Here is a 26,843-nt window from a genome sequence, read left to right as displayed (position 1 = left end):
CCCTCTGCCGTATCAGTGAACGCATAGTCATCCCCTCATCTGTGCCTATTGAATTTTGTCGCCGATCCGGTCCAGGTCGATGCCGCCGCCCGCGCTGTCCCAGTTCATCCAGATACGAAATGCCTTGCCGACCAGGTTGCCTTCCGGCACCGTGCCCCAGTAGCGGCTGTCATTGCTGTTGTCGCGATTGTCGCCCATGACGAAGTATTCGTTCGCAGCCACCGTGAATTCACCCTCGAGGCCGGGCGTACGCGGCATGACCAGGATGTCGTGCTGCACCTCCCCGAGTTGCTCCCTGCGCTTGCTCGCACCGGACATGGACACCCCTGAACCGCTGCCGATGTAGACCCCCGCAGGCACCTGTCCGGCCGGTTCGCCGTTAATGTAAACGACCTTGTTGTAGTAGCCAATCCTGTCGCCGGGCAGGCCCACGACCCGCTTGATGTAGTCGACCGTGGGATCCTTCGGATAGCGGAAGACCACCACGTCGCCGCGCTGCGGCTCGCCCACCTCGATGACCTTGGTGTCGAGCACCGGCAGACGGATGCCATAGGCGAACTTGTTGACCAGGATGAAATCGCCCACCAGCAGCGTCGGCATCATCGAGCCGGAAGGGATCCGGAACGGTTCCACCAGGAACGACCGCAGCAGCAACACCGCAAGGATGACCGGAAAGAACGATTTGCAGTACTCGACCAGCGTCGGTTCGCGCAGCGCGAGCCTGACCTCGTCGCCCTCCTCCCTGGTGCCGGCCGCGACCAGCGCCGCCGCCCGGGCGCGCCGGCGCGGCGCGAACAGCAGCACATCCACGGCCCAGACGACGCCCGTGAACAGGGTCGCGGCCACCAGTAACGTCGGGAAATCAAAGCTCATCGTCGTGCCTTCCACAGCAGGTTCATGGTCACCCCATTATATGCATGCCGCTCATTCATTATCCACGCGCAGCACGGCCAGAAAGGCGGCCTGCGGGATCTCCACCTTGCCGAACTGCTTCATGCGCTTCTTGCCGGCCTTCTGCTTTTCCAGCAGCTTGCGCTTGCGCGTGATGTCGCCACCGTAGCATTTGGCCGTGACATTCTTGCGTAACGCCTTCACATTTGTGCGTGCGATGATCTGGCCGCCGATGGCTGACTGGATGGCCACGTCGTACATCTGTCGCGGGATCAGTTCCTTCATGCGCGAGGCCAGCGCGCGGCCGCGCGCTTGTGCCAGGTCACGGTGCACGATCACCGACAGTGCATCGACCCGCTCGCCGTTGATCAGGATGTCCAGCTTTACCAGCGGCGCCGCCTGGAAACGCAGGAAGTGATAGTCGAAGGAGGCGAAGCCACGGCTCACCGACTTGAGACGGTCGAAGAAATCCAGCACCACCTCGCTCAGCGGCAGCTCATAGTTCAGCGAGACCTGGCTGCCGAGGTACTGCATGTCGCGCTGTACACCGCGCTTCTCTATGCACAGGGTGATGACATTGCCGACGTAGTCCTGCGGCACCAGGATCTTGGCCAGGATGATGGGCTCGCGGATTTCGGCGATCTGGTTGACCGGCGGCAGGCTGGCCGGGTTGTCGATCTTCACGGTCGCGCCCTGCGTGTCCAGCACCTCGTAGATCACCGTCGGCGCGGTGGTAATCAGGTCGAGATCGTATTCGCGCTCGAGCCGTTCCTGCACGATCTCCATGTGCAGCATGCCGAGGAAGCCGCAGCGGAAACCGAAGCCGAGCGCTTCCGAGGTCTCCGGCTCGTAGTGCAGCGCCGCGTCGTTGAGCCGCAGCTTCTGCAGGGCATCGCGCAGGTCCTCGTAAGCGTCCGAACTGACCGGATAGAGACCGGCGAACACGTTCGGCTGCACGGTCTTGAAACCGGGCAGCGCCGTGTCGGCCGGATTGCCGACCAGCGTCAGGGTATCGCCCACCGGCGCGCCGTCGATGTCCTTGATACCGGCGATCACGTAGCCTACGTCACCGGCCTCGAGCAGGTCGCGGTCGGTCTGCTTCGGCGTGAACACGCCGAGCCGCTCGACCTGGAAACCGCGCCCGGTCGACATCACGCGGATCTTGTCGCGTTTTGTCAGACGACCGTCCATCACCCGGATCAGCGAGATGACGCCGACGTAGTTGTCGAACCAGGAATCGATGATCAGGGCTTTCAGCGGCGCGTCGGAATTGCCGGCCGGCGGCGGGATGCGCCGCACCACCTCCTCCAGCACGTCCTCAACGCCGGCACCGGTCTTGGCGCTGCAGCGCACGGCGTCATGCGCATCGAGGCCGATGATCTCCTCGATCTCGCGGATCACCCGCTCCGGCTCCGCTGCCGGCAGGTCGATCTTGTTCAGCACCGGCACCACCTCGAGGTTCAGATCGATGGCGGTATAGCAATTCGCCACACTCTGCGCCTCCACGCCCTGCGCCGCGTCGACCACCAGCAGGGCGCCCTCGCAGGCGGCCAGCGAGCGTGACACCTCGTAGGAAAAATCCACGTGGCCGGGTGTGTCGATCAGGTTGAGCTCGTACACCACGCCGGAGCGCGCCGTGTAGTTCAGGGACACGCTTTGCGCCTTGATGGTGATGCCGCGCTCGCGCTCCAGATCCATCGAGTCCAGCACCTGCTCCGCCATCTCGCGCTCGCTGAGCGCCCCGCAGATCTGGATGAAACGGTCCGCCAGCGTCGACTTGCCGTGATCGATATGGGCGATGATCGAAAAATTGCGGATGTGCTGGTTGTCGGTCATGGCTGCTGGTCAGCAGCGGCCGGGGCCCGGCCGGCGGTGCTGCGGGAACTCCCCGGGTACGCGCTGGCGTATCCCACAAGTTACTGATTGCCTGAAAGGTTCGGGATTATACAGCAAGCCTGCGGCAAGTCACTCACGCGCACGCGACGCGGCAGGCCCGCAATGCGCGCGCAGCCGTTCCTCCTCCAGGAAGTAGTAGCAGAGCTCCTCCCCGTCCCCGACCAGCACCGGCACCCGTGTCCCGTAACGGCTGGCCAGGGCGGGATCGCGGTCGATGTCGACCGTGGTGTAGGAAAAACCGAGCTCATGACGCAGGCGCTCGAGCGCCTGCGTCATGTCGCTACAGAGATGGCAGCCCCGGCGCACGTAGACGGTGAACGCGTGCGGCACGGGATCGCCGACAGCTCAGCCGTCACCCGGCACCCTGAGTGCCAGGAAGGTCGGGCTACCGCCACGCTGCACCAGCACCGCGATGGTCTTGCCGGGTGGCAACGCGTCGATCATGCCATTGAACTGCTTGACGTCCTCGACCGTCTTGTTGTCGACGCTCAGGATGACGTCGCCCTTGCGCAAACCGGCGCGCGCCGCGGGGCCCTCGACCACCTGCGTCACCAGCACACCGGCAGAGACCCCGGATTCGCTGATCTGCTCCTCGGTCAGGGCCGCGACGGTGATGCCCAGCCGGTTTGGCTGGACCGACTGCGGGGCGCTGGCACGGACCGGCTCTTCGCCCTCTTCCGGCAGTTCGCCGAGGGTGACCATGACGGTCTGGTTGCGCGCTTCACGCACGACCTCGACCGGCAGTTCCACGCCGACCTGGCTGCTGCCGACAATGGGTGGCAGGTTCGCGGAATTGATCACGTCGTGATTGTCGAATTTCACGATCACGTCGCCCACCCGGATCCCGGCGGCCTGGGCCGGGCTGTCGGGCAGCACCTTGGCGACCAGTGCGCCGCGCGGCTTCTTCATGCCGAAGGATTCGGCCAGATCCAGGGTGACATCCTGGATCAGCACGCCGAGCCAGCCCCGGCTGACACGGCCCTTGGTCTTGAGCTGATCGACCACGTCCATCGCCACCTCGATCGGGATCGCGAACGAGAGCCCCATGTAACCCCCGGTGCGGCTGTAGATCTGGGAGTTGACGCCGACCACCTCGCCGTCCTGATTGAACAGCGGGCCGCCGGAGTTGCCCGGATTGATGGCCACATCGGTCTGGATGAAAGGCACGTAGTTCTCGCTCGGCAGACTGCGGCCCTTGGCGCTGACGATGCCCGCGGTCGCGGACAGGTCGAAGCCGAAGGGTGAACCGATCGCCAGTACCCACTCGCCTACCTCCAGGTCGCGCGACTTGCCGATCCTGACCACCGGGAGATCGTTGGCATCGATCTTCACCAGGGCGATGTCGCTGCGCTTGTCCTCGCCGATCACCTCGGCCTTCAGCTCACGCCGGTCGCTCAGGCGCACAATGATTTCGTCCGCCTCGTTCACGACGTGGTAGTTGGTCAGGATGTAGCCGTCAGGCGAGATGATGAAACCGGAACCGAGCGATTTTGCATCCTGGTAACCGGGATCGCCCTCCCCCTCGTGGTCGAAGAAATACTTGAACAGCTCGCCGAAGGGACTTCCCTCGGGCAGGTCCGGGATCTCGAAGCCCTCCGGCAGGTGCGGCATGCCGCCCTTGATCTTCTGCGAGGTGCTGATGTTCACCACCGCCGGACTGGCGTCCTTGACCAGCTGCGTGAAGGACGGCAGCTGGCCCGCACGGGCGGATTGCAGGCAGGCAAGCGACAGCAGCAGCGCCGTGACCAGGAAGCCTGCATACCCTTTTCGAATGATCATAGTACTCTCCATGCTGTAAACAGATCTGTCAGTGTCACCCAGCGCTGCCGTCCTGCCGGCGCAGCACGACCGGCTGCAGCCCGGTATCGACCCGGGCCCGCCGGCTGGCGCAGACCAGCCAGTACAGCCCGCCGCCGAACCCGACCGCAGCACCGGTGATCGCCGCCGCATCGCTGCCGCCGCCCAGCCACTGGCCGCAGAGCGCGCCGGCGAACAGGCCGAGCAGGGGGACAGCATAGACCATGAGCGCACCCCGCAGCAGGCCGCGCTCAGCCAGGCCGATCACCACGCGGTCCCCGACACCGGCATTGATCCGGTTCAGGACCCGCAGGGTCACGGTACGGCTGCCGAAGGCGCGTGCGATGACACCCGTGCCGCAGCCGTCCTGCGAGCCACAGCCGCTGCAGGCGCTGCGTCGCTCGCTTTCGACCCAGGCGTATTCACCCTGCACATCGACAACCCGGCCGGTTTCTTCAATCACGGGTGTCGTCGGCACTGCGCTCGACCGTGGTGGCGATCATCTCCACCGTCGCGGCCGGGACCTCGCCGACCACGGTGACCTGGCTGCCGTTCAGCATCACGCGGTAGGCGTTCATGGCCCCCATGCTGGACAGCCCCGTGAATCCCGGATGCCCGGAAGGTGAAGCCTCCACGTACACGGACACGGTCGCCAGGCCGTCGGTGAACACCATGTGTTCGGCGTCGCCGCGGCCCTCGCGCATGCGCTTGTGCTGGAAATTGATGAGCTTGAAACCGCTCGGCAACCGCCCCACGCGCCAGCCCGGGGTACCCGCCTGGCGGTCGGCGGCAGACTGGTGAATATCCTCCTGACGGTGCCAATCGTAACCATCACCGGTCAGCGAAGGTTGCAGGTCGTCGGTCGGGATATCGGGCCCGATCACCAGCCGGGTAAACATCACCTGCTCGATGGGCTTGCCATCGACGCCGATCAGGTCCGACTTGAGCAACATGCGGGTGTTCTTGTCGATCCAGAATCGGTAGCCGTAGCGATAGGCATCGCGCGGTGTGATGGCGATGACCCGGGCACTGTAGCCGGCCATGCGGTCATCGCCGGCATCCTCCAGCGCGTAGTACGGCGACACGCTGTCGAGGTCCTTGGGCACGACCGGGAACGGCTGGCGCGGGCGGCTCTGCCCGACCATGACCGAGCGGTGGTCCGGCATGATGCACGTGACCGCCTTGTCGTCGCGCAGCACCTCGCGCGCGCTGCCGGTCAGCGAGACCAGCCGTTCGCGCTGGCCACCGGCATCCATACGATGGATGATGCGCATGGCCTCCAGCTTGTCATCGTGCAGATAGACGAAGACCCCGTCGTAGTCGAGGGTCTGCAGGGCACTGGACATCTCGTCCAGCCACTCACGGGCGCCATCCTCGGCAAAGGCGTGACCACAAGCGGCCAGCAGCACGAGCAGCAACCCCTTCACGGCTTCAATCCCTGGTCCTCCGCCCTGCCACCGGCCCGGCACCGCGCTCAATCAGCGCCCGGCATCATCATTCGTGTCGGGCTGCAGATCCTGCCCCACGATACGGACATAGGGTAGCATGCCCTGCATGCCCCGGTTGACCGCGTATTCGTTATGGTTCACCAGGTACACATCCAGACCGCGGGCACTGTTGTGCTGCGCGACCGACAGGGGGGTATCGGTGGCGCGGATGTAGTCATTGACACTCGGGGCACTGGCGACGACCGGCGTGTCCGCCGGACCCGCCTGACGCAGCGATTGCAGCGACATCACGGCCACCACGGCCACTGAGGCGGCCAGCGCCATGCCGGCAGCCGGCCTTACCAGCTGTCTGAAGCGGGACGGGGATGCATGGAGCTCGGCTTCCGCGGCCAGCGCCGCGTGCACCCGCTGGCAGAACGCGGTGTCCACCCGGTGCGGCAGGTTGCTGTGCAGCGCATCGCTGATGAGCTGATAGCGCCCCAGGCGGTCGCGCAGCTCGGCATCCCGCGCCAGCTGCCGCAGCAGGAGCGGGTGCTCGGCCTCGCCCAGTTCATCATCGATCAGTGCCGAGAGCTGTTCGTTCAGTATGTCCTTCATGGCATCCAACCTGTTTTTGGGTTACTTCAACAAGGGTTTCAGTTTCGTGTCTATCGCGTCGCGCGCCCGGAATATCCGTGACCGCACCGTGCCTATCGGGCAGTCCATGGCCTGGGCGATCTCCTCATAGCTCAAGCCCTCGAGCTCGCGCAGGGTGATCGCGGTACGCAGGTCGTCCGGCAGCTCGCTGATCGCGCTGGCGATCGTCTCCTTGAGCTCGTCCCGCAGCAACACGTGTTCGGGTGTTGCATACTCTCTCAGACCTTCGGCGCCGTCATATTGTTCCGCTTCCTGTGCATCGAGATCGCTCCGCGGCGGGCGCCGGCCGCTGGCCACCAGGTGGTTCTTGGCCGTGTTGATGGCGATGCGGTAGATCCAGGTGAAGAAGGCACTCTCACCCCGGAAATTGTCCAGCGACTTGTAGGCCTTGATGAAGGCCTCCTGCGCCACATCCAGCGCCTCGTCATGATCGTGCACGTAACGATACGCCAACTGTATGATTTTATTCTGGTATTTCAGGACCAGGAGATCGAACGCCTGCTTGTCGCCCTGCTGTACCCGCTCTACCAGCGCCTGATCTATGCTTCGCTCGCCCATCCGGGCCGTCTCCCGTCAACCCGGTACTGCCCATCGACAGCCCGGATCCTGGATAGTTCATGTTACGTAGGGGAATCATGCAGTTCCAGCGGGAAGCGCCGATCGCTTCCCGGCCGAGAGCGAATTGTACACGTTCTCTTGACGCTGGCCTGCCCGGGTAACGATGATTGGCCGTAGACCCTCAGGACCGAATCCGCATGCCCGAACACCCACATTATGATGTCCTGATCATAGGCAGTGGCGCGGCAGGTCTGAGCCTGGCGCTGCGCCTGCCGGAGACCGTGCGGGTGGCGGTGCTGGCCAAGAGCCGCATCGACGAGGGCTGCACGCTCTACGCCCAAGGGGGGATCTCGGCCGTCACCGACCCCTCCGACACCTTCGAGTCGCACATCGCGGATACCCTGGACGCCGGCGCCGGTCTGAACAAGCCGGAGGTGGTGCGCTACACCATCGAACAGGCACCGGCGGTAATCAGCTGGCTGGTCGAACTCGGCGTCCCGTTCACCCGGCACGGCGCGCAGGGCGAGCCCACCACCTTCCATCTGACCCGCGAGGGCGGTCATTCGACCCGCCGGGTGCTGCATGCGGCGGACGCCACCGGGCGGGCCATGGAAACCACCCTGGTCGACGAGGTCCGCAAACGCGGCAACATCGCCCTGTTCGAGCACCACATCGCCATCGACCTGATCACGGCGGCCAAGCTCGGGCATGCCGGAAACCGCTGCCTCGGCGCCTACGTGCTGGACATCCGCGCCCACCGCGTCGAGGCGTTTGCCACACGTCACGTGGTGCTTGCTACCGGCGGGGCCAGCAAGGTCTACCTCTACACCAGCAACCCGGACACCTCCAGCGGCGACGGCATCGCCATGGCCTGGCGCGCCGGTTGCCGGGTCGCCAACATGGAGTTCAACCAGTTTCATCCAACCTGTCTCTACCATCCGCAGGCCAAGTCGTTCCTGGTCACCGAGGCCGTGCGCGGCGAAGGCGGCGTGCTGCTGCTGCCAGACCGGACACCCTTCATGGAACGCTTTGACGCGCGCGGCAACCTGGCCCCCCGCGACATCGTGGCACGCGCCATCGACCATGAGATGAAGCGCCTGGGTATCGAATACGTGCTGCTGGACATCAGCCACAAGCCGGCACCCTTTATCCGGGAGCACTTCCCCACCGTGTACGCCCGCTGCCGCGAGCTCGGCTACGATATGACGCTCGAACCCATCCCGGTGGTACCGGCGGCCCATTACACCTGCGGCGGCGTGATCACCGACCTGCACGGCCGCACCGACCTGCCCGGCCTGTATGCGGTCGGCGAGGTGGCCTGCACCGGGCTGCACGGCGCCAATCGCATGGCCAGCAACTCGCTGCTGGAATGCCTGGTCTTCGCCGCCGCGGCCGCGGCCGACATCAGCGCAACCCTGGGGGACGTCCCGCCACCGCCACCGCTCCCGGCCTGGGACGAGTCGCGTGTGCGCGATTCCGACGAGGAAGTCGTGGTCACCCACAACTGGGAGGAGCTGCGCCGCTGCATGTGGAACTACGTGGGCATCGTGCGAACCAACAAGCGGCTGGAACGCGCCTGGCGCCGGGCGGACATGCTGCAACACGAGATCCACGAGTACTACAGCAACTTCACTGTCTCCAGTGACCTCATCGAGCTGCGCAACCTGGCTCAGGTCGCCATCCTGATCATCCGCTCGGCCCAGCTGCGCCGGGAAAGCCGCGGCCTGCATTACACGCTCGACTACCCGGAAACCGATCACGTGCGGCCGCCGCAGGATACCGTGCTCGATCCGCGCAGCTTCGACCAGCAATCGACCGCCTAACCGGTGGCAAACCCCGCGGGGATGTCCGTATCGGCCGCGACCGGCTCGCATTCCACCGCGCTGACCTGCGCCTGCGCCGGACCGTTCCAGAGCCAGGCGCACAGGCCCTCGACGGCAGCCGCGTTGCCGCAGGCCAGCACCTCGACGCGCCCGTCGGGGAGATTGCGGGCATGGCCGTGGATACCGCGGGCCAGCGCCTCGGACCGGGTACTGGCACGAAAGAACACGCCCTGCACCCGCCCCGAGACGAGGCAGCGCCGGCAGATCACGGCGCCTGCCGGGTGCCGGACGGCACAGCGGCCGGCAGCGCGAGCGCGGCCTGCTGCGCACGCTCGGCCTCCTTGCGCGCAATGTACTGCTCGATGGCGTCGCGGGTCACCGGGCCTTCCTGGCGCGCCGTGCGCACGCCTTCGGGAGAAATGATGTAGGTGGTCGGCAATCCCGTCACCGGTCCGAGCGGGGTGACCGGCAGCGGATCCATGCGCATGACCGGGTAGGACACCATGTGGCTCTCGACGAACTGGCGCAGATAGTCCTCATTCACCTCTTCGTAGTTCACGCCCAGCACGACCAGCCGCTCGCTGTTCTGCTCGTACAGGTCGACCAGGTCGGGAATCTCTTCCAGGCAGGGCGGGCACCAGGTGGCCCAGTAGTTCACGATCACCCACTTGCCGCGGTAATCCGACAATGAGACCGGCTTGCCGTCCAGACCGGGCAGGGTGAAATCGACCGCCTCGGCGGCCTGCACCGTCGCGGTGAACAGCGTGGCAATCAGTAGCAACAGACGCATACTCGACTCCTGAGATCCTCTGGTGGCAATTATAACCCGCGCCACGCGGCCGCGGATTATTCGCACGTCCCGGTCCGACAGGCTACAATTGGGACCCCTCGGACATTTCAGGGTTCCCGCCGCAGGCTCGTGAATACCATCACCAAACAGGACTTTACCGACAGCATCCGGGACGCGCTGCAGTACATATCCTACTATCATCCACCGGATTTCATCCGTGCCATGCACGCGGCCTGGCAGCACGAACAGGCCCCGGCCGCGCGCGACGCCATGGCCCAGATACTGATCAATTCGCGCCTGTGCGCCGAAGGTCGCCGCCCGATCTGTCAGGACACCGGCATCGTCAACGTGTTCCTGAAGATCGGCATGGACGTGCGCTGGGAGACCGACACCGGCATCGATGACATGGTCAATGCCGCGGTCAGGGCGGCCTATCTGGATCCCGCCAATCCGCTGCGCGGCTCCATCGTCGCCGACCCGGCAGGCGCACGTCGCAATACCGGCGACAATACGCCGGCCGTCATCCACAAGGACGTCGTGCCCGGCGCCACCGTGGAGATTACCGTCGCCGCCAAGGGCGGCGGCTCGGAGAACAAGTCGCGCTTCGCCGTTCTCAACCCGAGCGACGATATCGTCGAGTGGGTGCTGGCACAGGTGCCGACCATGGGCGCCGGCTGGTGTCCGCCGGGCATCCTCGGCATCGGCATCGGCGGTACCGCCGAAAAGGCCATGCTGCTGGCCAAGGAGGCGATCCTCGAACCGATCACCATCCACGAACTGCAGGCGCGCGGCGCGCGTACCCGGCTCGAGGAACTGCGCCTGGAGCTGTACGAAAAGGTCAACGCGCTCGGCATCGGCGCACAGGGACTCGGCGGACTCACCACTGTCCTGGACGTCAAGCTGAAGGACTATCCAACGCACGCCGCCTCCAAGCCGGTCGCCCTGATACCTAACTGCGCGGCCACCCGTCACCTGCATTTCACCCTCGATGGCAGCGGCCCGGCACGGCTGCTACCACCACGGCTGGAAGACTGGCCCCGGATCGCGCAGGATCCGGCCGCCGGCAGCCGGCGCGTGCGGCTCGAGGGACTGACGCGCGCGGACCTGGCGGACTGGCGGCCGGGCGAGACACTGCTGCTGAGCGGAACATTCCTGACCGGACGCGACGCCGCCCACAAGCGCATCGTCGACCTGCTCGCGCGCGGCGAACCGCTGCCCGCGGGGCTCGACTTCAACGGCCGCTTCATCTACTACGTCGGCCCGGTCGACCCGGTGCGCGACGAGGTGGTCGGCCCGGCCGGACCGACCACCGCCACGCGCATGGACAAGTTCACCGATGCAATGCTGGAACAGACCGGTCTGCTGGGCATGATCGGCAAGGCGGAGCGCGGTCCCCAGGCCATCGCCTCGATCGCACGCCATGGCGCGGTCTACCTGATCGCTACCGGTGGGGCCGCCTATCTGGTGTCGAAGGCCATCCGCGCGGCGCGGGTCGTCGCCTTCCCGGAACTGGGCATGGAGGCGGTATACGAATTCGAGGTGGAGGACATGCCGGTCACCGTGGCCGTCGATGCCCGCGGCAACTCGGTGCACGAAACCGGACCGCGCGAATGGCGCATGCGCATTGCCGACATTCCCGTGGTCAGGGGCTGACCGTCACCGCATCGCAACGCGGCAAATACAGGAAGCTGATCCCATGAGCGAGACCGTCACGATCTATCACAACCCGCGTTGCAGCAAGTCACGCGCCACCCTGGAACTGCTGCAGCAGCACGGCGTGCAACCGGCGATCGTCGAATACCTGAAGACGCCGCCGTCGCGGCAGGCCCTGGGCGAGCTGCTTAACCTGCTGGGCGTGGAACCGCGCGAACTGATGCGCCGGAAGGAACCGGAATACCGGGCTGCCGGCCTGGATGACCCGGCGCTCACGCGCGCGCAGCTGATCGACGCGATGGTACGGCACCCGCAACTGATCGAGCGTCCCATCGTGATCCGTCACGGCAAGGCAGTGCTCGGACGCCCGCCCGAGCGGGTACTGGAGCTGCTCTAGCCGGCAGCGCAAGCTTCCGATCCAGGACACCGGAGCGATTCCTCCATGCACGAGATACTCGTCCTCTACTACAGCCGCTACGGCGCCACCGCGGCAATGGCACAACAGATCGCGCGCGGCATCGATGCGGTCGACGACTGCGCGGCACGCATCCGTACCGTGCCGCCGGTATCCGCGGTGTGCGCAGCCACGGCGGACGACATACCGGCGGAGGGTCCGCCCTACGCCACACTCGACGACCTGCGGGAATGCGCGGGACTCGCCCTGGGCAGCCCGACCCGCTTCGGCAACATGGCCGCACCGCTCAAGTACTTCATCGATTCCACCAGCAGTCTGTGGCTGGCGGGCACCCTGTCCGGCAAACCCGCCGCCGTCTTCACCTCGACCTCCAGCCTGCACGGCGGCCAGGAAACCACGCTGCTGGCGATGATGCTGCCACTGCTGCATCACGGCATGCTGATCCTGGGCCTGCCCTACGCCGAAACCGAGCTGCTGACCACGACCAGCGGCGGCACGCCGTACGGCCCGAGCCATCTGGCCGGGACCGACAGCAAGCGTCCGCTGAGCGGGGAGGAAAAGACCCTGTGCGTGGCCCTCGGCCGGCGCCTGGCGCGGGCGGCGCGGGCGCTGCAGGCAGCTTGATGCGCACCGGCCAGCTGCTGTATGCGCTCGTACTGACCGGCTATTTCGGGACCTTGGCATTGCTGCTGGCGTGGTACGCCTGGCTGGCCCCTTCCCCGCACTTCCCGCGCGCCCTGGTGCTGCTGGCGCTGGTCTCGCCGTTGCTGTTTCCTTTGCGCGGCCTGCTGCACGGCCGCCGCTACACCATCGCCTGGAGCGGCTTCCTCGCCCTGCTCTATTTCACCCACGGCGTCATCGAGGCCTGGCACGCGCCGGCGACGCGCACGCTGGGGCTGCTCGAGATCGCGCTGACCAGCGCGTGGTTCGTCGGCGCCATCGGCTATGTCAAGGCGGGAAAGTCAAAAGCGTAGGGGCGCGCCGCGTCACCTTGCTCGCGCAGCGTCAATCCAGTCCTAAAACCGATTTCACGAACGGCACCGTGAGCCGGCGCTGCTCGATCATGGAAGCCTCGTCGAGGCGGTCGAGCAGGTCGAAGGCTGTAGCCAGGTCGCGCGGCAGGCGCGTGATCAGGAAGCGCGCCGTCCCCGCCGGCAGCTCCAGGCCGCGGGCGCGGGCGCGTTGCACCAGCGCGGCGAGCACCTCCGCCTCGGTCAGCGGTTTGAGCACGTAGGCCGCGCCCCAGGCCAGGCGCGAGGCCAGATCGGGCAGCGTGAACCCGGCCGTGTCGGGCCGCGCGCGCCCTGCCGCCAGCAGGGTCGTGCCCGCCGCGCGCACGCGGTTGAACAGGTCGAACACGCCGCGTTCCCAGTCCGCATCGCCGGCCAGCGCATCGACGTCGTCAAGGCAGACCAGCATGAGTTGCTCCAGCCCCCCCAGGACGGCCGGTGCCAGACCTGAGCGGTCGCCGAGCGGCAGGTAGGCGGCGCTGCGTCCGGCCTCCGCGGCCTGGCGACAGGCGGCCTGCAACAGGTGGGTCTTGCCCAGGCCCGCGGCACCGCTGAGGTAGACGTAGCGCTCCCCGCTGCCGGCCACGGCCTGCTGCAGCGTGGTGACCAGCTCGCCGTTGCGGCCGGCATGGAAATCCGCGAAGCGCGCGCTCGCACGCAGCGCGAGACCGAGCGGCAACTGGGGGTGGTTCATGACGGCAGGCAGGCGCCCCGGCAGGCCCGTCAGTCGCCGTCGCGCGCCTGCAGGGCCTTGCGACTCCAGGTCCAGACGTAATCGACGCCGCTCCAGAGCGTGGACGCCAGCACGCTGTAGAGCAAGACGTCCAGCCACAGCGGTGGCAACGGGTAGAGGGCATGGTTGATCATTACGGCCAGCACCAGCAGGATCTGCGCCAGGGTATTCAGCTTGCTGATCATGCTGGGCGCGGCGACCAGCGGCGCAATCAGCAGGTGATAGCTGATCGCACCGGCGACGATCACCAGGTCGCGCAGGCAGACCAGCACGACCAGCCATGCGGGTATCTGGTGCAGCCAGCCCAGGGTGACGAATGCGGTCAGCAACAGCAGCTTGTCCGCGAGCGGGTCCAGCAGCGAGCCGATGCGGCTGGTCCAGTGATAGTGCTTGGCCAGGTAGCCATCCAGCGCATCGGAAAATCCCGCCACGCCGAATACCAGCAGCGCCAGCAGAAAACGGTCCTCGAGCATCAGCCAGACCACCGGCGGCACCAGAAGGAAGCGGAACAGCGTGATGAGATTCGGTATATCGCGCGGGTTCATTGCCGCAGCCGGTAGTTCCCCGGAATACCATCGGGCGCCGGTTCCAGCACCGTCCCGATGGCGATGGTGCGCATCAGGCTGTCCTGGCTGCCGCCGAGCTGCAGGGAATAGCGGACCACGGTGGGGGTCACCTCGCTGACCTCCACCTTGCGTACCGAGGTCAGGGTGGTGAGGTAGTTGTTGATGCGCGCATAGGCCGCGAGCGTCTCGATGCCCTCCACCTGGATGGCGACACCGCCAGCCACTGAGGTGGCCGTGGCCACCGCCAACTGTTCGGCCTGCCGGTCGGCCACGTCGGCGATGCCCTGGCGCGCCAGCGCGTCGAGCTGCTGGTTGCTGTCGGTCCAGCTGCCGGAACGTCCGCCCACATTCAGCTCCCAGCGCGCGGCCCAGCCACCCGACGGGCTGCGGTTGAGTCGCCCGATCAGCACGGACTGTGGCCGGTAACGCGCGGATGCCGTGACCACCTTGTCGAAGTAACCGCCCCAGATCACCGAGAAATGCACCGCGGCCTGGTCTTCCAGGTCCATCAGCGGAAACACCACCGGGATACCCCGCGCCCGTGCAGCCGCCGCCAGCGCGCGGTGCACGTCGCTGTCGTCGTCAGCCGAGACCACGTAGCGGCGACCACGGTCCTCGACCGCCAGCCAGATCAGCGTATCCGGTCGCTCGCCGCCCCAGTAGGCCAGTCCCTGCTGCTGGACGGCCTCGCGAATGGCATCCCCGTCGAATCGCACCCACAGCTTCAACACCGGCGGAGTCTGCTGTGCCTCGGTGAAATAGCGGTATTGCTGGACGAGCTGTTCGGGATGTTTGAGCAGTTCCTGCACGGGTTCGGTATCCAGCACCCCCCGCTGCCCGCTCACCCGCACCACCACCTCGCGCAGGGCGGCCTGCAACGCGCTGTTGCGCACACCCGCTGACTGGTCGCTGACCACCATTTCGGACTCGAACAGGTCCGTTGCGGCCCGCGCGAGCCCCCAGGGCAGGCATAGCAACACAATCAGCAGCAGCGTCCTTTGTCCTGACATATCCATACGTTACCAGTGATGTTTCGCGACTGGCTGCAAAGCATACGGGTATCCGCGGGGTTTGGCCATATCGTCGGTGGGCGGCGGGTTTACAGCGGCAATAGCCGACCGCTAACATAGCGCCCTCTTTTCTGCCCGCCACGGGAGCCCGCGCGTGACCGCCCAGGACAAACCCGGCACCTCCGCCAGCCCTGCCCATCCGCTGAGCTACCGAGATGCCGGGGTCGATATCGATGCCGGCGAGGCGCTCGTCGAGCGCATCAAGCCAGCCGTGGCGAAAACCCGGCGTCCCGGGGTGCTGGCCGGCCTGGGCGGATTCGGCGCACTGTTCGAACTCCCGCTGGAACGTTACCGGGAACCGGTGCTGGTGTCCGGGACCGACGGTGTCGGCACCAAGCTCAAACTCGCGATCGAGGCCGGCATCCACGACAGCATCGGCATCGACCTGGTGGCCATGTGCGTCAACGACATCGTGGTAACCGGTGCCGAACCCCTGTTCTTCCTCGACTATTACGCCACCGGCAAGCTCGATCTCGAGGTCGCCACCAGCGTGATCAACGGCATCGCCCGTGGCTGTGAACAGGCTGGCGCGGCACTGGTCGGGGGCGAGACCGCGGAGATGCCCGGCATGTACGGCAGCGGCGACTACGATCTGGCGGGCTTCAGCGTCGGGATCGTGGAAAAGTCCGCCATCATCGACGGCAGCCGCGTGCACGTGGGCGACGCCCTGGTCGGGATCGCCTCATCGGGTCCGCATTCCAACGGCTATTCACTGATTCGCAAGATCCTGGAGATCAGCGGCAGCCGACTCTCCGACCGCCTGGCCGGACGCAGCCTGGCCGAGTGGCTGCTGGCCCCGACCCGGATCTACGTCAAGCCGCTGCTGTCGCTGTGCAGTCACTTCGAGGTGCACGCGCTGGCGCATATCACCGGCGGCGGCCTGATCGAAAACGTGCCGCGCGTGCTGCCGGCACGCACACGTGCCGTCATCAGCACCGGTGCCTGGCAGCCGCCCGAGATCTTCGACTGGCTGCAGCGCCACGGCAACGTCGAACCGCACGAGATGTACCGCACCTTCAATTGCGGTATCGGCATGGTGGTGTGCGTCGCCGACAGCGACTGCGATGCGGTGATCGAACATCTCAACGCCGCGGGTGAATCCGCCCGGCGCATCGGTCACGTCGAGGCGGGGGATGACGACGCACCCGAGGTGCGCCTGACCCGCTGATGCCCGTGCCGGCTTGCCTCCTGCCCGCCTCCGCATGACAGCCCCGTTAACCGAACGCCTGCCGATCGTCATCCTCATTTCCGGACGCGGCAGCAATCTGCAGGCCATCATCGACTGCGCCGCCAGCGGTGTGCTGGGGGTCGATATCCGCGCCGTGATCAGCAACCGCCCGGCGGCTGCCGGGCTGCAGCTCGCCCGCCTGGCCGGGATCCCGGCCGAGGTTGTCGATCACGCGGCCTATCCCGACCGCGCCACGTTCGAACAGGCGCTGCAGGCCCGCATCGATGTCTACCAGCCGGACCTCGTGGTACTGGCCGGTTTCATGCGCCTGCTGAGCGCCGGATTCGTGACGCATTATCGGGGACGCATGCTGAATATCCATCCCTCGCTGCTGCCGGCGCTGCCCGGCCTGGACACCCACCGGCGCGCGCTCGCATCCGGTCTGACCGAACACGGTGCCAGCGTGCATTTCGTCACAGCTGAGATGGACGGCGGCCCGGTCATCCTGCAGGCACGGGTGCCGGTGGCGACGCACGACACCCCCGCTTCACTCGCCGCCCGCGTCCTGGCGCAGGAGCACCGCTTGTATCCGCTGGCGCTGCAGTGGTTTGCCGCAGGCCGAATTTTTCTGGCCGAGGATGGTCATATTGTCTTCGACGGCAAACATTTGACAGAGCCGAGACAACTCGCCAGGGAGAACCCGTTGCCATGCTGACCCGCCGCCGCATGCCCGCCCTGCTGCTCGCGCTCGCGGCCGGCGCGGTACAGGCCGGTCAGGCGTTGCCCGCATTCAAGGCGAGTTACGAACTCTCGCGCGGTTCGATGAAGATCGGCAATGCCACCATCGAGTTCTCCACCGGCGCCAACGGCAGCTACACCTACAAGTCGCGCAGCTGGCCGGTACGCTGGGTTGCCTGGTTCCTCAAGGACAAGCGCTACGAGACCAGCCGCGGCAAACTCACCGCCAGTGGTATCCGTCCGGACAAATACCGCTACCAGCGCACCGGCGGCAGCAGCGAGCGCGAGGCCGAACTCACCTTCGACTGGCGGACCATGCGCGTGCACAACGACGTCGAGGACAGCAAGTGGGAAATGGACATCCCCGCGGGTACACTCGACAAGCTCGTGGCGCAGCTCGGCATGATGTACGCGCTCGCCGACGGACGGACCGACGTCACCTTCAACATCGCCGACGGCGGCAAACTCAAGGACTACCGGTTCAAGGTGGTGGGCGAGGAAACCGTGGAAACGCCGGCAGGCACCTTCGACACGGTGAAGGTCGCCCGGTTGCGCGACGACAACAAGCGCGAGACCTTTGTCTGGTGCGCGCCCGAACTGCATTACCTACCGGTACGAATCTGGCAGCGCGACAAGGACGACGCCGAGTACCAGAGTGACCTGGAAAGCTTCAGCGCCGCGCTGAAAACAGCAGGCGGCACCCGCTAGCGCCGCAGGCGGCGGCCCGAAAGCGGCCCCTGCCACTGCTGCGACCACTTCCTCAACGCACTGACCGAAGACGATGAACACATCCAGACAGATCCTGATCCCGCTCCTGCTCGCCGTACTCGCGCTGCCCTGGCTGGGCGGCTGCAGCCTGCCCGGCGCCATCCGTCCGTTCGCGTCAGCGGCCGACACGCAGCCGCGCGAGGTCGAACTCTACTTCGTGACCAACCGTGCCCCTGCCGGTGAAAGCGGCCTGTTCTTCAGCAGTGAACGCGGCGACCTGAGCTACGGTATCGCCAGCGTCGGCATACCGCCCGGTCACGTCATGGGACGTCACGAGGAGCCTTCGCTGCTGAAGCTGGAGACAGCGCCCGATGCGCACAAGCACATCAGTCTGCAGCACGTGCTGACACTGACGCGCGACGAGTTCGCCGAGCGGCTGAAGCAGGCGCTGGCGGCCAGCCCGGACAGCAAGCTGATGATCTTCGTCCACGGCTACAACGAGGAATTCCCGGCCGTCAGCAAGCGCGTGGCCCAGTTCGCGAACGACCTGAAATTCTCTGGCCCGATCGTGCTGTTCAGCTGGCCTTCGCAGGGCAGCCTGACCGGCTACACCGTGGACGAGACCAATGCCGAGTGGGCCCAGGCGGATTTCGTCCGGCTGATGGGCGAACTGCTCGACTATATCCCGGTGAAGAACATCTACCTGGTCGGGCACAGCATGGGCAACCGTATCATCGGCCGCGCCATGGCCTCGCTCGCCAGCGACCGGCTGGAAAGTGACATGCTGCTGTTCCGCGAGATCATCATGATCGCCCCGGACATCGATGCCGAGGTGTTCCGGATCGACATGGCCCCGCGGCTCGCCCGTACCGGCATCCATGTCACCCTGTACGCCTCGTCCAACGACCGCGCCCTGCTCGCCTCCAAGGCCTTCCACGGCTATGCCCGTGCCGGCGAATCGGGCAGCGGCCTGATCGTGGTGGACGGGGTCGAAACCATCGATGCCAGCGAGGTCGCCGGCGGCATCCTCGGCCACTCCTACTTCGCCGAGGACCGCCGCATCATGGAGGACATCTTCGCGCTGCTGCAGACCGGTCAGCGCGCCGACCAGCGCTTCGGGCTGCAGGCCGTGGACGCCCCGGCCGGCCGCTACTGGACACTGCGCAAGTAACGCGCGTGCCGGCGCGGTCAGTCGGCCCGGCGTGCCGCGCACGGCGCAGGAACCGGCGCGGCAGCAGTTTTTTGCAGGCTTGGGTGACCTGGATCACCGGCCGGCAGGAGCGGCAGGCAGTATAATTTTCATGCCTGCAGTTGCATACAACAGTCACGAGAGGAATCTGTCATGAAAGGCAAACTTCTGGGTTCAATCGCACTGGCCACCACCCTGGCCATCACCGGCTGCGCCACCTACCAGGGGCCACAGGAGCAGACCGGCATGGTCATCGGCGGCATACTCGGCGGTGTGCTCGGCAACCAGGTCGGCGGCGGTCACGGCCGCACGGTAGCGATCATCGCCGGTACGCTGGCGGGCGCGGCCATCGGCGGTGCCATCGGCCAGAATATGGACGCCAACGACCGCATGCGTGTCAGCCAGACGCTGGAAACCGTACGTACCGGCGTACCCTCGCGCTGGCATAACCCGGACACGGGCAGCGACTACACCGTGGTGCCCACGAGTACCTACGAAAGTTCGTCCGGCCCCTGCCGGGAGTACACCATCGATGCCGTGATCGGCGGCCGCAAGGAGAAGGTCTACGGCACCGCCTGCCGCCAGCCGGACGGCAGCTGGAAGGTACAGAACTGAGCACCACACGCATGCGCCGTGATGCTGGCGGGGTGGGTAGCGCTCACCCCGCCGTGGTGACTGCGACGCGACCCGACCGCTGCGCACACGCGGCCCGCACCCGCGCGGGGGCGCACTGCCGGTAACAGTGCAGCGCATGGCCGCTGCGGGCCGCCAAGCCCGCTCGCGGCACTCGTACATCCCTGTAAGTCGCGCGTGAACACCGCCGGCGCGTCCTGCGTGGACGCGAACCATTGCCGCGGTTTGCCACGGCGCCTACTCGACGCCCAGACTCGCTGCGATGGTATCGGCGACATCCTCGGCATACAGATCGCGGAAGAAGTGATCCGCACCGTCGATCTCCACCAGCGTCACCCGCCCGTCACCGACCAGCGGCCGCACCTTGTCGGCCAGACCGGTCACCACCGTATCCTCGCTGCCGGCGAATACCGTGACCGGCACCCGGATCTGCGGTATCAGCTGCGGGGTATCCATGTTCTGGTCCGGCGCATGATAGGACAGGAACGACTCGGCGCTGGCACGGGTCTTTTCGCAGTAGAGAAAATCGATGCCGTCCATGAGTTCCTGCCCTTTGCCCGCCGCCACCAGCCGCTCGGCCCGGGCCAGTAGTGGAAACAGGTCGGCATGATATTTTTTCTTGTAACCCTGTGCGTCCGAGTCCGCATCCCAGGTCTGCGGTGCGAGGAGGAACACCGCCGTGACAGCCGGATCCTCGGTGGCCGCGGCGTAGCGCGCGGTCTGGTTGCCACCGCGTGAATGTCCCAGCAGCGCGACCTGCTGCGCGCCCTGCCCTTTCAGCCAAGCCAGCCACGCCCCGATCTCGCCCACCGCATCGGTGTGCTTGTGCGTGTGCGGTACGGCACAGTCGTACATCGCCGCCGCGCGATTATCCAGGCCGAGACTGAGGTTGATCGCCAGCGAGCTGATGCCACGCTCCGCGAGCAGACCCTGCAGGGTCGCCATGATTTCCATACCGCGATGCGCGAGCGTACCATGCGTCAGCAATACCACCGGCCCCGCCGGCCAGCTTGCCCCGGCCTTTTCCAGGTTGGCGTTCAGCGTCAACCCCTGGTACGGGAGGGTTACCACCTCGGCTGCCGCGCTGCCGAGCAGCCCGAGGCTTAATATCAGGGTAATGATCAGGTTGCGCATGACGTGCTCCTTGCCGGCGGTTTGTTATCAGTGGCCCGGACGGGCCTTGTACAGCGTTACAGGTTAGAACCTCGGGCACGGGAGATCAATGCAGCGACCGGCGCCATGCGGTTCGCAGCGGGACGCTGGCACCGCCGCTGCGCGCTCAGCCGCCGCCCGCAGCGGCCGTCGCGGACTGTCGCACCCGCTCCCGGTGCGCGTCAAACGCCCGCGGTGACAGATACTGCAGCAGATCCCGGCCGCGCGCGCTGAGCAGCAGGTCCAGCCCGATGTCCGGATACAACCAGTGCTGTTGCTCGTCGAGCATGACGACCTCGGCCGGTTCGCCGAACCGCGCGCGGGCGATATCCGCATCGAGATCCAGGCTGGGCATGAAGGTGATGACCCGGACCGGAGCGGCGCGAGCAACAGGCAGATCGTCCGGGTGCAGCAGATAACGGCGCGTGCCCGCATCCTGCTGTGCCCGGCCGCGCAGCCCGGCGAGCACGGCAGCGTCGACATCCAGCACCAGGATCAGGCTGCCGGTGATCGGACCGACCGTGTAATAACGGTAGAATGCCTCGAGTGAACCGCGCTCGCCCGGCGCCGCGATGATGGCCAGTTCCATGTCATCGCCCAACCGGCGGGCAGCCTCGCCCAGCGAGGTCGTCCCGGGCGTAATGCCGAAGACCCGGGTGCTGCCGTCAGCCAGCCTTTCGATCTGCCAGGGCAGCCCGGTGATCGGCGCATCACTGTGCTGTCCCGTGCGCTCGACGAACAGCAAACCGGCGGTGAGTGCCAGCAAGACGCACAGGGTCACTACGTATTTCATCGGGGCATCCACCGCTTTCCGATCAGCCAATCCAGGGCGGGAGTATAGCGAATCCGCGGCGTGCACGACGGCCCGACGCCAGCGGCCCCTGCACCACAACCCGGCTGGCGTGTGCCCGCAGATGAACTATGCTTAACCCAAGCGGAGCCCCGCCCACGGCAGGGCGAGGGAGCAGTCGCACGGAGGGCCTACCATGACGGAACACTATGCCGCGCTGTCGCACACCCGCCTGCGCCCGGGTATCCCCTGTCACACCCCGCACGGCCTGACACCGCTAGTGCATGCCAGCGACCCGGCCATCCGCGTGATGACCGATTTCAGGCTGGTCACGCCGCTCACCATCGAGCCAGGGATGACCATCGATGCGGCGCTGGACAAGATGAAGGCGGCAGGCGTCAGACTGCTGCTGATACCCGACCGTGACGACAACATCGTCGGCATCATCACGGCCTGCGACATCCAGGGCGAGCAGCCCGTCAGGATGAGCGAAGAGCTACGCCTGCCCCGGCACAGCATCAGCGTGGAAATGCTCATGAAGCCGCTCGACAAAGTCACGGCCATGGACATGATCACTGTGCGGAACGCGCGCGTGGGCCACATCGTCCACACCCTGCGCGATCAGGAATGCCAGCACATGCTGGTGGTGGAAACCGGCCGTACCGATCACAGCCAGACCCTGCGCGGCATGTTCTGTCTGGCGGAAATCGGCAAGTTGATGGGGCACGAGGTCGGCACGCCGGAGCATGCCGCCCACTCGCTGGCAGAGGTATCGCACGAACTGGGCTGAACAGCGCCCGAGCGGCATGCTGCGCCGGCCGGCGGTGATCGCCCGGAGCGCGCCAGCCGGCACGGTTATTCCTGCATTTCCTGCGGCTGCAATTCCTCGCTCAGGCTGTTGAGCATGAGTCGCAGGCGATCGAGCGCCTGCGTCACCTCCCGCGCCTCCGCCGCCGACAGGGCACGATAGCCGCGCAACCAGGGCCAGCCATAACCCCAGCGATAGGGTGTCGGATAGTACGGCGAACCGCCGACACGCACGCCCGCCAGCATGATGACAGCGATCTCCGGCTCGCCGACCTGGGCGACACACGCTTCCAGCGCTCGATCCGCCCCGAGCCGCTCCTCGTAGGTACCCCCCTTCCAGTAGGCGAGGTCGTGCCTTATACAACACTCCACCCACAGCGACTGCTGCTCGATCGTCCCGTCGGGAAAGGCGCTGCAGCCGTCGGTGGTGAACGGTTTCAGCCCCGCACCGGCGGCGAGCGCCGGCAGCGCGAGCAGGGCCAGCGCAGCATGCCGCAACGCCGGGGCGATCGTTTCAGCGCGCATATTCCACCGCTAGCCGCAGCACAGGTATGGTCCCGTATCAGCTGCCAGCGTCATAGGCGTGTTGGCGCACACCGCCGCCGGCTGTGTCATGCCGGGCAATGCCCCGGGTGCCGCGGGCCGGGACCACGGGCGCAGCGGCATGCAGCATCCGGCCGGACTGACAGCAGTCGTCTGCCTCGGCCTGGGGCATCCTGGCCTCCTCCCGGCGCCACCGGCCCACTCATTTGAGCAGCAGCTGGACATGGAATGTCGTGCCGACATTGATATCGGAAGTCACCGCCATATGGCCCTGATGCTGCTCGGTAATGATGAAGTACGCGAACGAGAGCCGCTTGCCCGCGTCGTAGCCGACCTCGGGTGCATCCTTCCGGACGAACGGTTCGAACAGATACATCTGCTCTTCATTCGTCAGGCCGACGCCATTGTGCTGGATCCTGATCCAGAAGCTGCCATAACTCACATTCATCTGAATCTTGATGACCGGCACATGCCCGGGGTCGCTTACCCGGCCCAACGCATCATAGGCATGGCGGAACAGGCTGAGAAACGCCTGCTGCAGCTCGGTCACGTAGCACGGTATCAGTGGCAGGTCCTTTTCGTAGTTTCTCTCGATGCGAATGTCGACGAACCTGAGTCTGGACGGGGCCGATAACACATCACCGGCCAGTTCCAGGGTGTGTTCCATGAGGTCGACGATATTGGATTGCTGCTTTCTATCGCTGCGCCCGCGGGCGAAATCCTGCAGGTTCTGCACGATGGATGCCACTTTCTCGCCTTTCTCGTAGGCGTGCGACAGCAGGGTGCCGAGTTTTTCCGGCATCCCATCGCTCTTGATTTCTTCCATATGCTGGCTGCTGTCGAAAAGAAAATGCTGGAAGGTCCTCAGGTCCAGCAGGATCGACTGCAGCGGCATATTGATATCGTGGGCCATTGACGAGGCCAGCTCGCCCATCGACGAAATCTTGTCATTCTGTATCAACATGTTTTCGGCGAGGATCTTCTTCGTCACGTCGTCAATCAGGATGACCACGCCGGTCTCCGCCTGGTCCTGGAGCGGATAGACGGTGATGTCGAAATAGTACTGGCCGCGCTGGCTGTGCTTGATGGTGATCGTCTCGTTCTGCGCCATCGCAGCGCGCACCTGTGCGGGCGACACGGTGATGATCGGGTAGGCTTCCCACAGGTTACTGTCCAGGACGTCTTCCGCCTTGATGCCGGTGATATCTTCCGCCCGGCGGTTCCACTGCGTGATCTGACCGTCCTTGTTGACGCCGACCAGCATCAGCGGCATGGAGCGCAGGATATCCTGGATATAGGACTCCGAGGCGCGCAGTCTGGCGGCCGTGCTGACATGCTGGGCGATCTCGTTCTCCAGCAGCCTGTTGGTCTCCTTCAGCAGGCGATTGGACTCATCGAGCGTGGCGGTGCGCTCCTGCACCCGCAGTTCGAGCTCGTTGCGGATCGCGTTCAGCTCGCGATTGGATTTGCGGACTTTCCGCCGCGTGAAATAGAGATTGATGACCGCAACCGACAACAGCAGGATCAGGATGGCGCCGGACCAGTTGGCGACATGCTGCCAGTTCGTCGATCCGTCCGGATACTTGAACTGCATCTTGATGGCGGCATACAAGGGCTGGCTTTGCGCCAATGCCGATAGCACCAGGAGCTTACTCGTCGTTTTCAGCAACATTGTCCTGTACCCTTACGCAGCGGCATGCCGGCGTCTGTCCAGCGCTGCACCGGCCCACCCGGCCATGCCCCTGCCGCGCGCGCTGCGGCCCGGCCGGCAAGTGGTTGCTCCCTGCTATCATCGACTCCCGTCATCTCGACACCCGCGCCGCCCGCACCGGTGGCCAGCAGTCCCGCCAGGATTCCGGTTTGCGCTGCGCTCCGTGTCACCACCCGGGACAAACCCCGTCAAGTCTTGGGCAACGTGACCCCGGTCTGGCCCTGGTACTTGCCGCCGCGGTCCTTGTAGGAGACCTCGCAGACCTCGTCGGATTCCAGGAACAGTACCTGGGCGACGCCCTCGTTGGCGTAGATCTTGGCCGGCAGCGGCGTGGTGTTGGAGAACTCCAGCGTGACGTGGCCTTCCCACTCCGGCTCGAACGGGGTGACGTTGACGATGATGCCGCAGCGCGCATAGGTGGACTTGCCGAGGCAGATGGTCAGCACGTTGCGCGGGATGCGGAAGTACTCCACGGTGCGCGCCAGCGCGAACGAGTTCGGCGGGATGATGCAGACGTCGGATTTCACGTCGACGAAGCTGTTGGCATCGAAGTTCTTGGGATCGACGATGGCGGAGTTGATATTGGTGAAGATCTTGAATTCGTCCGAGCAACGGATGTCGTAACCGTAGCTCGAGGTGCCGTAGGACACGATGCGGCTGCCGTTGCCGTTCTGGCGGATCTGGCCCGCCTCGAACGGCTCGATCATCCCGTGTTCCTGCGCCATGCGGCGGATCCACTTGTCGGACTTGATGGACATGTCGGTTATTGGATCAAGATCAATGGGGTCAGACTCGATTGATTTTCAATACTTGGGACATGTCCAAGATTTCCAAAATCAATCGAGTCTGACCCCATTGATCCCTAGTCGTTGGAGATCACGATCTGCGGGAACCGCGCCGCATAGTCCTTGGTCTTGAGCGACAGCTTGGCCGCGGTGCGGCGCGCGATCTCGCGGTAGATCTGCGCGATGCGGCTGTCCGGCTCGGCGACCACGGTCGGCTTGCCGGAGTCGGTTTCCTCGCGGATGCGCTTGTCCAGCGGCAGCGCGCCGAGGAAGTCGACGTCGTTCTGCTCGGCCATACGCACCCCGCCGCCCTCGCCGAAGATGTGCTCCTCGTGGCCGCACTTGCTGCAGATGTGGATACTCATGTTCTCCACGATGCCCAGCACCGGCACCTCGACCTTCTGGAACATCTTGAGCCCCTTACGCGCATCGAGCAGGGCGATATCCTGCGGGGTGGTGACGATGACCGCGCCGCTGACCGGCACCTGCTGCGCCAGGGTCAGCTGGATGTCGCCGGTGCCCGGCGGCAGGTCGACCACCAGGTAGTCGAGGTCCTTCCAGTTGGTGTCGTTCAGCAACTGCTGCAGGGCCTGGGTCACCATGGGGCCGCGCCAGATCATCGGGGTCTCCTCGTCGATGAGGAAACCGATGGACATGGCCTGCAGGTGGTAGCTGTTCATCGGCTCCAGCGACTTGCCGTCCAGCGATTCGGGCTTGCCCTGCACGCCCAGCATGCGCGGCTGGCTGGGCCCATAGATGTCCGCATCCAGGATGCCGACCTGTGCGCCTTCGGCCGACAGGGCCAGGGCCAGGTTCACGGCGGTGGTGGATTTGCCCACGCCGCCCTTGCCGGAGGCAACGGCGATGATGTTCTTGATGCCCTCGATGTGCTTGACGCCCTTCTGCGCCGAGTGGGCAGCGATCTTGCTGGTTACCTCGACGCTGGCGCTGCCGACGCCAGCGACGGATTCGACCAGCGCCTGCAGCTTTGCGGCCAGCTCGTCGCGGTAGCCGGCGGCCGGAAAGCCGAGCACGACCTGCACGGTCACGCTGTCGCCGTCGATGCGGATGTCCTTGATGCATTTGGTGGATACCAGGTCCTTTTCCAGGTAGGGATCCACGTAGGTCGCCAGTTTCGCCTCGATCTGGTCTTTGCTTGCAGCCATGTTGTCTACTCCCGGGTCAGTCAGATCACCCGCCGGGCCTGCGCGAGTGCAAATTGACCGCGGATTGTACACCAAGTTGCCGGGAGCGTCCCCGGGGCTACCCATCCGGGATACCACGGCGGTGGCGGGTCTATGGCATACTAACCCGTCCATTCACAACGGTTTTA

At 65.6% G+C, this 26,843-nt stretch carries 30 protein-coding genes; 11 read left to right on the top strand and 19 right to left on the bottom strand.

All coding sequences use genetic code 11. From position 1 onward, the window contains the following. Nucleotides 1-45: 45 nt before the first annotated feature. From lepB to rpoE, 8 genes are all read right to left on the bottom strand, one after another. On the bottom strand, nt 46-873 hold the full coding sequence (lepB, locus tag R3F42_06435; protein ID MEZ5541664.1) for a signal peptidase I: 828 nt from the start codon (nt 871-873) through the stop codon (nt 46-48). Between the two features lie 51 nt (nt 874-924). After that, a complete protein-coding gene (gene lepA / locus R3F42_06430; GenBank protein ID MEZ5541663.1) occupies nt 925-2,727 on the bottom strand; it encodes a translation elongation factor 4 in 1,803 nt (600 codons plus the stop codon). A 129-nt stretch (nt 2,728-2,856) separates the two neighbouring features. Beyond that, nucleotides 2,857-3,117, bottom strand: coding sequence for a glutaredoxin family protein (locus tag R3F42_06425; protein ID MEZ5541662.1), 261 nt, complete (start codon nt 3,115-3,117; stop codon nt 2,857-2,859). Nucleotides 3,118-3,132: 15 nt separating this feature from the next. Further along, nucleotides 3,133-4,566 carry a DegQ family serine endoprotease gene (locus R3F42_06420; protein ID MEZ5541661.1) on the bottom strand — a complete coding sequence of 478 codons (1,434 nt, stop codon included), beginning with the start codon at nt 4,564-4,566 and terminating at the stop codon, nt 3,133-3,135. Between the two features lie 34 nt (nt 4,567-4,600). Beyond that, complete coding sequence (locus tag R3F42_06415; protein MEZ5541660.1) at nt 4,601-5,047, bottom strand: SoxR reducing system RseC family protein; 447 nt, start codon at nt 5,045-5,047, stop codon at nt 4,601-4,603. Then, nucleotides 5,040-6,011 carry a MucB/RseB C-terminal domain-containing protein gene (locus R3F42_06410; protein ID MEZ5541659.1) on the bottom strand — a complete coding sequence of 324 codons (972 nt, stop codon included), beginning with the start codon at nt 6,009-6,011 and terminating at the stop codon, nt 5,040-5,042. Before R3F42_06410 ends, R3F42_06415 begins: the two co-directional genes overlap by 8 nt. A 51-nt stretch (nt 6,012-6,062) precedes the next feature. Continuing rightward, nucleotides 6,063-6,629 (bottom strand): sigma-E factor negative regulatory protein, encoded by a 567-nt coding sequence (locus R3F42_06405; protein ID MEZ5541658.1) that lies wholly within the window; start codon nt 6,627-6,629, stop codon nt 6,063-6,065. Between the two features lie 21 nt (nt 6,630-6,650). Further along, nucleotides 6,651-7,226, bottom strand: coding sequence for an RNA polymerase sigma factor RpoE (rpoE, locus tag R3F42_06400; GenBank protein MEZ5541657.1), 576 nt, complete (start codon nt 7,224-7,226; stop codon nt 6,651-6,653). A 197-nt stretch (nt 7,227-7,423) separates the two neighbouring features. Here rpoE and nadB point away from each other — a divergent pair, with 197 nt between their 5' ends. Beyond that, nucleotides 7,424-9,049, top strand: coding sequence for an L-aspartate oxidase (nadB, locus tag R3F42_06395; protein MEZ5541656.1), 1,626 nt, complete (start codon nt 7,424-7,426; stop codon nt 9,047-9,049). Here nadB and R3F42_06390 read toward each other — a convergent pair. After that, a complete protein-coding gene (locus R3F42_06390) occupies nt 9,046-9,318 on the bottom strand; it encodes an acylphosphatase (GenBank protein ID MEZ5541655.1) in 273 nt (90 codons plus the stop codon). The genes nadB and R3F42_06390 overlap by 4 nt on opposite strands. Continuing rightward, nucleotides 9,315-9,839 (bottom strand): TlpA disulfide reductase family protein, encoded by a 525-nt coding sequence (locus tag R3F42_06385; GenBank protein ID MEZ5541654.1) that lies wholly within the window; start codon nt 9,837-9,839, stop codon nt 9,315-9,317. The genes R3F42_06390 and R3F42_06385 overlap by 4 nt, the downstream gene beginning before the upstream one ends. Nucleotides 9,840-9,968: 129 nt before the next feature. Here R3F42_06385 and R3F42_06380 point away from each other — a divergent pair, with 129 nt between their 5' ends. From R3F42_06380 to R3F42_06365, 4 genes are read left to right on the top strand one after another with little or no spacing between them, the layout of a single operon-like run. Further along, nucleotides 9,969-11,492 (top strand): fumarate hydratase, encoded by a 1,524-nt coding sequence (locus R3F42_06380; protein MEZ5541653.1) that lies wholly within the window; start codon nt 9,969-9,971, stop codon nt 11,490-11,492. A gap of 43 nt (nt 11,493-11,535) precedes the next feature. Beyond that, entirely contained in the window at nt 11,536-11,889 is a 354-nt protein-coding gene (gene arsC / locus R3F42_06375; GenBank protein MEZ5541652.1) for an arsenate reductase (glutaredoxin), read from the top strand. Between the two features lie 45 nt (nt 11,890-11,934). Then, nucleotides 11,935-12,531 carry an NAD(P)H:quinone oxidoreductase gene (gene wrbA / locus R3F42_06370; protein MEZ5541651.1) on the top strand — a complete coding sequence of 199 codons (597 nt, stop codon included), beginning with the start codon at nt 11,935-11,937 and terminating at the stop codon, nt 12,529-12,531. Continuing rightward, a complete protein-coding gene (locus R3F42_06365; GenBank protein MEZ5541650.1) occupies nt 12,531-12,881 on the top strand; it encodes a DUF2069 domain-containing protein in 351 nt (116 codons plus the stop codon). Before wrbA ends, R3F42_06365 begins: the two co-directional genes overlap by 1 nt. A gap of 31 nt (nt 12,882-12,912) precedes the next feature. Here R3F42_06365 and hda read toward each other — a convergent pair whose 3' ends face one another. The 3 genes from hda to R3F42_06350 are packed head-to-tail and all read right to left on the bottom strand — an operon-like array spanning nt 12,913 to nt 15,226. Next, a complete protein-coding gene (gene hda / locus R3F42_06360; protein MEZ5541649.1) occupies nt 12,913-13,611 on the bottom strand; it encodes a DnaA regulatory inactivator Hda in 699 nt (232 codons plus the stop codon). 29 nt (nt 13,612-13,640) lie between these two features. Next, complete coding sequence (locus tag R3F42_06355) at nt 13,641-14,195, bottom strand: CDP-alcohol phosphatidyltransferase family protein (GenBank protein MEZ5541648.1); 555 nt, start codon at nt 14,193-14,195, stop codon at nt 13,641-13,643. Next, nucleotides 14,192-15,226, bottom strand: coding sequence for a DUF2066 domain-containing protein (locus R3F42_06350; GenBank protein MEZ5541647.1), 1,035 nt, complete (start codon nt 15,224-15,226; stop codon nt 14,192-14,194). The genes R3F42_06355 and R3F42_06350 overlap by 4 nt, the downstream gene beginning before the upstream one ends. A 154-nt stretch (nt 15,227-15,380) precedes the next feature. On the opposite strand from R3F42_06350, the gene purM reads away from it, so the two are divergent. The 5 genes from purM (at nt 15,381) to R3F42_06325 (ending at nt 19,704) form a co-directional block, all read left to right on the top strand. Next, nucleotides 15,381-16,454: a phosphoribosylformylglycinamidine cyclo-ligase gene (gene purM, locus R3F42_06345; protein ID MEZ5541646.1), complete on the top strand. Its 1,074-nt coding sequence runs from the start codon at nt 15,381-15,383 to the stop codon at nt 16,452-16,454. A 34-nt stretch (nt 16,455-16,488) separates the two neighbouring features. Beyond that, the gene (purN, locus tag R3F42_06340; protein ID MEZ5541645.1) at nt 16,489-17,169 is read left to right on the top strand and encodes a phosphoribosylglycinamide formyltransferase; all 681 of its coding nucleotides are present in this window, start codon (nt 16,489-16,491) and stop codon (nt 17,167-17,169) included. Then, entirely contained in the window at nt 17,163-17,900 is a 738-nt protein-coding gene (locus R3F42_06335) for a DUF3108 domain-containing protein (protein MEZ5541644.1), read from the top strand. Before purN ends, R3F42_06335 begins: the two co-directional genes overlap by 7 nt. Before the next feature lie 73 nt (nt 17,901-17,973). Continuing rightward, the gene (locus R3F42_06330; protein ID MEZ5541643.1) at nt 17,974-19,071 is read left to right on the top strand and encodes an alpha/beta fold hydrolase; all 1,098 of its coding nucleotides are present in this window, start codon (nt 17,974-17,976) and stop codon (nt 19,069-19,071) included. A 171-nt stretch (nt 19,072-19,242) separates the two neighbouring features. Continuing rightward, nucleotides 19,243-19,704 carry an RT0821/Lpp0805 family surface protein gene (locus tag R3F42_06325; protein MEZ5541642.1) on the top strand — a complete coding sequence of 154 codons (462 nt, stop codon included), beginning with the start codon at nt 19,243-19,245 and terminating at the stop codon, nt 19,702-19,704. Nucleotides 19,705-19,959: 255 nt separating this feature from the next. On the opposite strand, the gene R3F42_06320 is transcribed toward R3F42_06325, so the two are convergent. Together R3F42_06320 and R3F42_06315 are read right to left on the bottom strand one after the other, a co-directional pair. Continuing rightward, nucleotides 19,960-20,856, bottom strand: coding sequence for an alpha/beta hydrolase (locus tag R3F42_06320; protein ID MEZ5541641.1), 897 nt, complete (start codon nt 20,854-20,856; stop codon nt 19,960-19,962). A gap of 145 nt (nt 20,857-21,001) precedes the next feature. Next, nucleotides 21,002-21,667, bottom strand: coding sequence for a hypothetical protein (locus R3F42_06315; protein ID MEZ5541640.1), 666 nt, complete (start codon nt 21,665-21,667; stop codon nt 21,002-21,004). A 193-nt stretch (nt 21,668-21,860) separates the two neighbouring features. On the opposite strand from R3F42_06315, the gene R3F42_06310 reads away from it, so the two are divergent. Further along, on the top strand, nt 21,861-22,454 hold the full coding sequence (locus R3F42_06310) for a CBS domain-containing protein (GenBank protein ID MEZ5541639.1): 594 nt from the start codon (nt 21,861-21,863) through the stop codon (nt 22,452-22,454). 65 nt (nt 22,455-22,519) lie between these two features. On the opposite strand, the gene R3F42_06305 is transcribed toward R3F42_06310, so the two are convergent. The 4 genes from R3F42_06305 to apbC all read right to left on the bottom strand — a co-directional run bounded on the left by R3F42_06305 (nt 22,520) and on the right by apbC (nt 26,676). Further along, complete coding sequence (locus R3F42_06305) at nt 22,520-22,996, bottom strand: FAD-binding oxidoreductase (protein ID MEZ5541638.1); 477 nt, start codon at nt 22,994-22,996, stop codon at nt 22,520-22,522. A 220-nt stretch (nt 22,997-23,216) separates the two neighbouring features. After that, nucleotides 23,217-24,686: a PAS domain S-box protein gene (locus tag R3F42_06300; protein MEZ5541637.1), complete on the bottom strand. Its 1,470-nt coding sequence runs from the start codon at nt 24,684-24,686 to the stop codon at nt 23,217-23,219. Between the two features lie 227 nt (nt 24,687-24,913). Beyond that, nucleotides 24,914-25,483, bottom strand: a complete 570-nt coding sequence (gene dcd / locus R3F42_06295; GenBank protein ID MEZ5541636.1) for a dCTP deaminase — start codon at nt 25,481-25,483, stop codon at nt 24,914-24,916. Between the two features lie 104 nt (nt 25,484-25,587). Then, nucleotides 25,588-26,676, bottom strand: coding sequence for an iron-sulfur cluster carrier protein ApbC (gene apbC, locus R3F42_06290; protein MEZ5541635.1), 1,089 nt, complete (start codon nt 26,674-26,676; stop codon nt 25,588-25,590). Nucleotides 26,677-26,843: the final 167 nt, after the last annotated feature.

Source organism: Pseudomonadota bacterium, assembly GCA_041395565.1.
GTDB lineage: Bacteria > Pseudomonadota > Gammaproteobacteria > UBA9214 > UBA9214 > UBA9214.
This window is presented reverse-complemented; position numbering and strand designations above follow the sequence as displayed.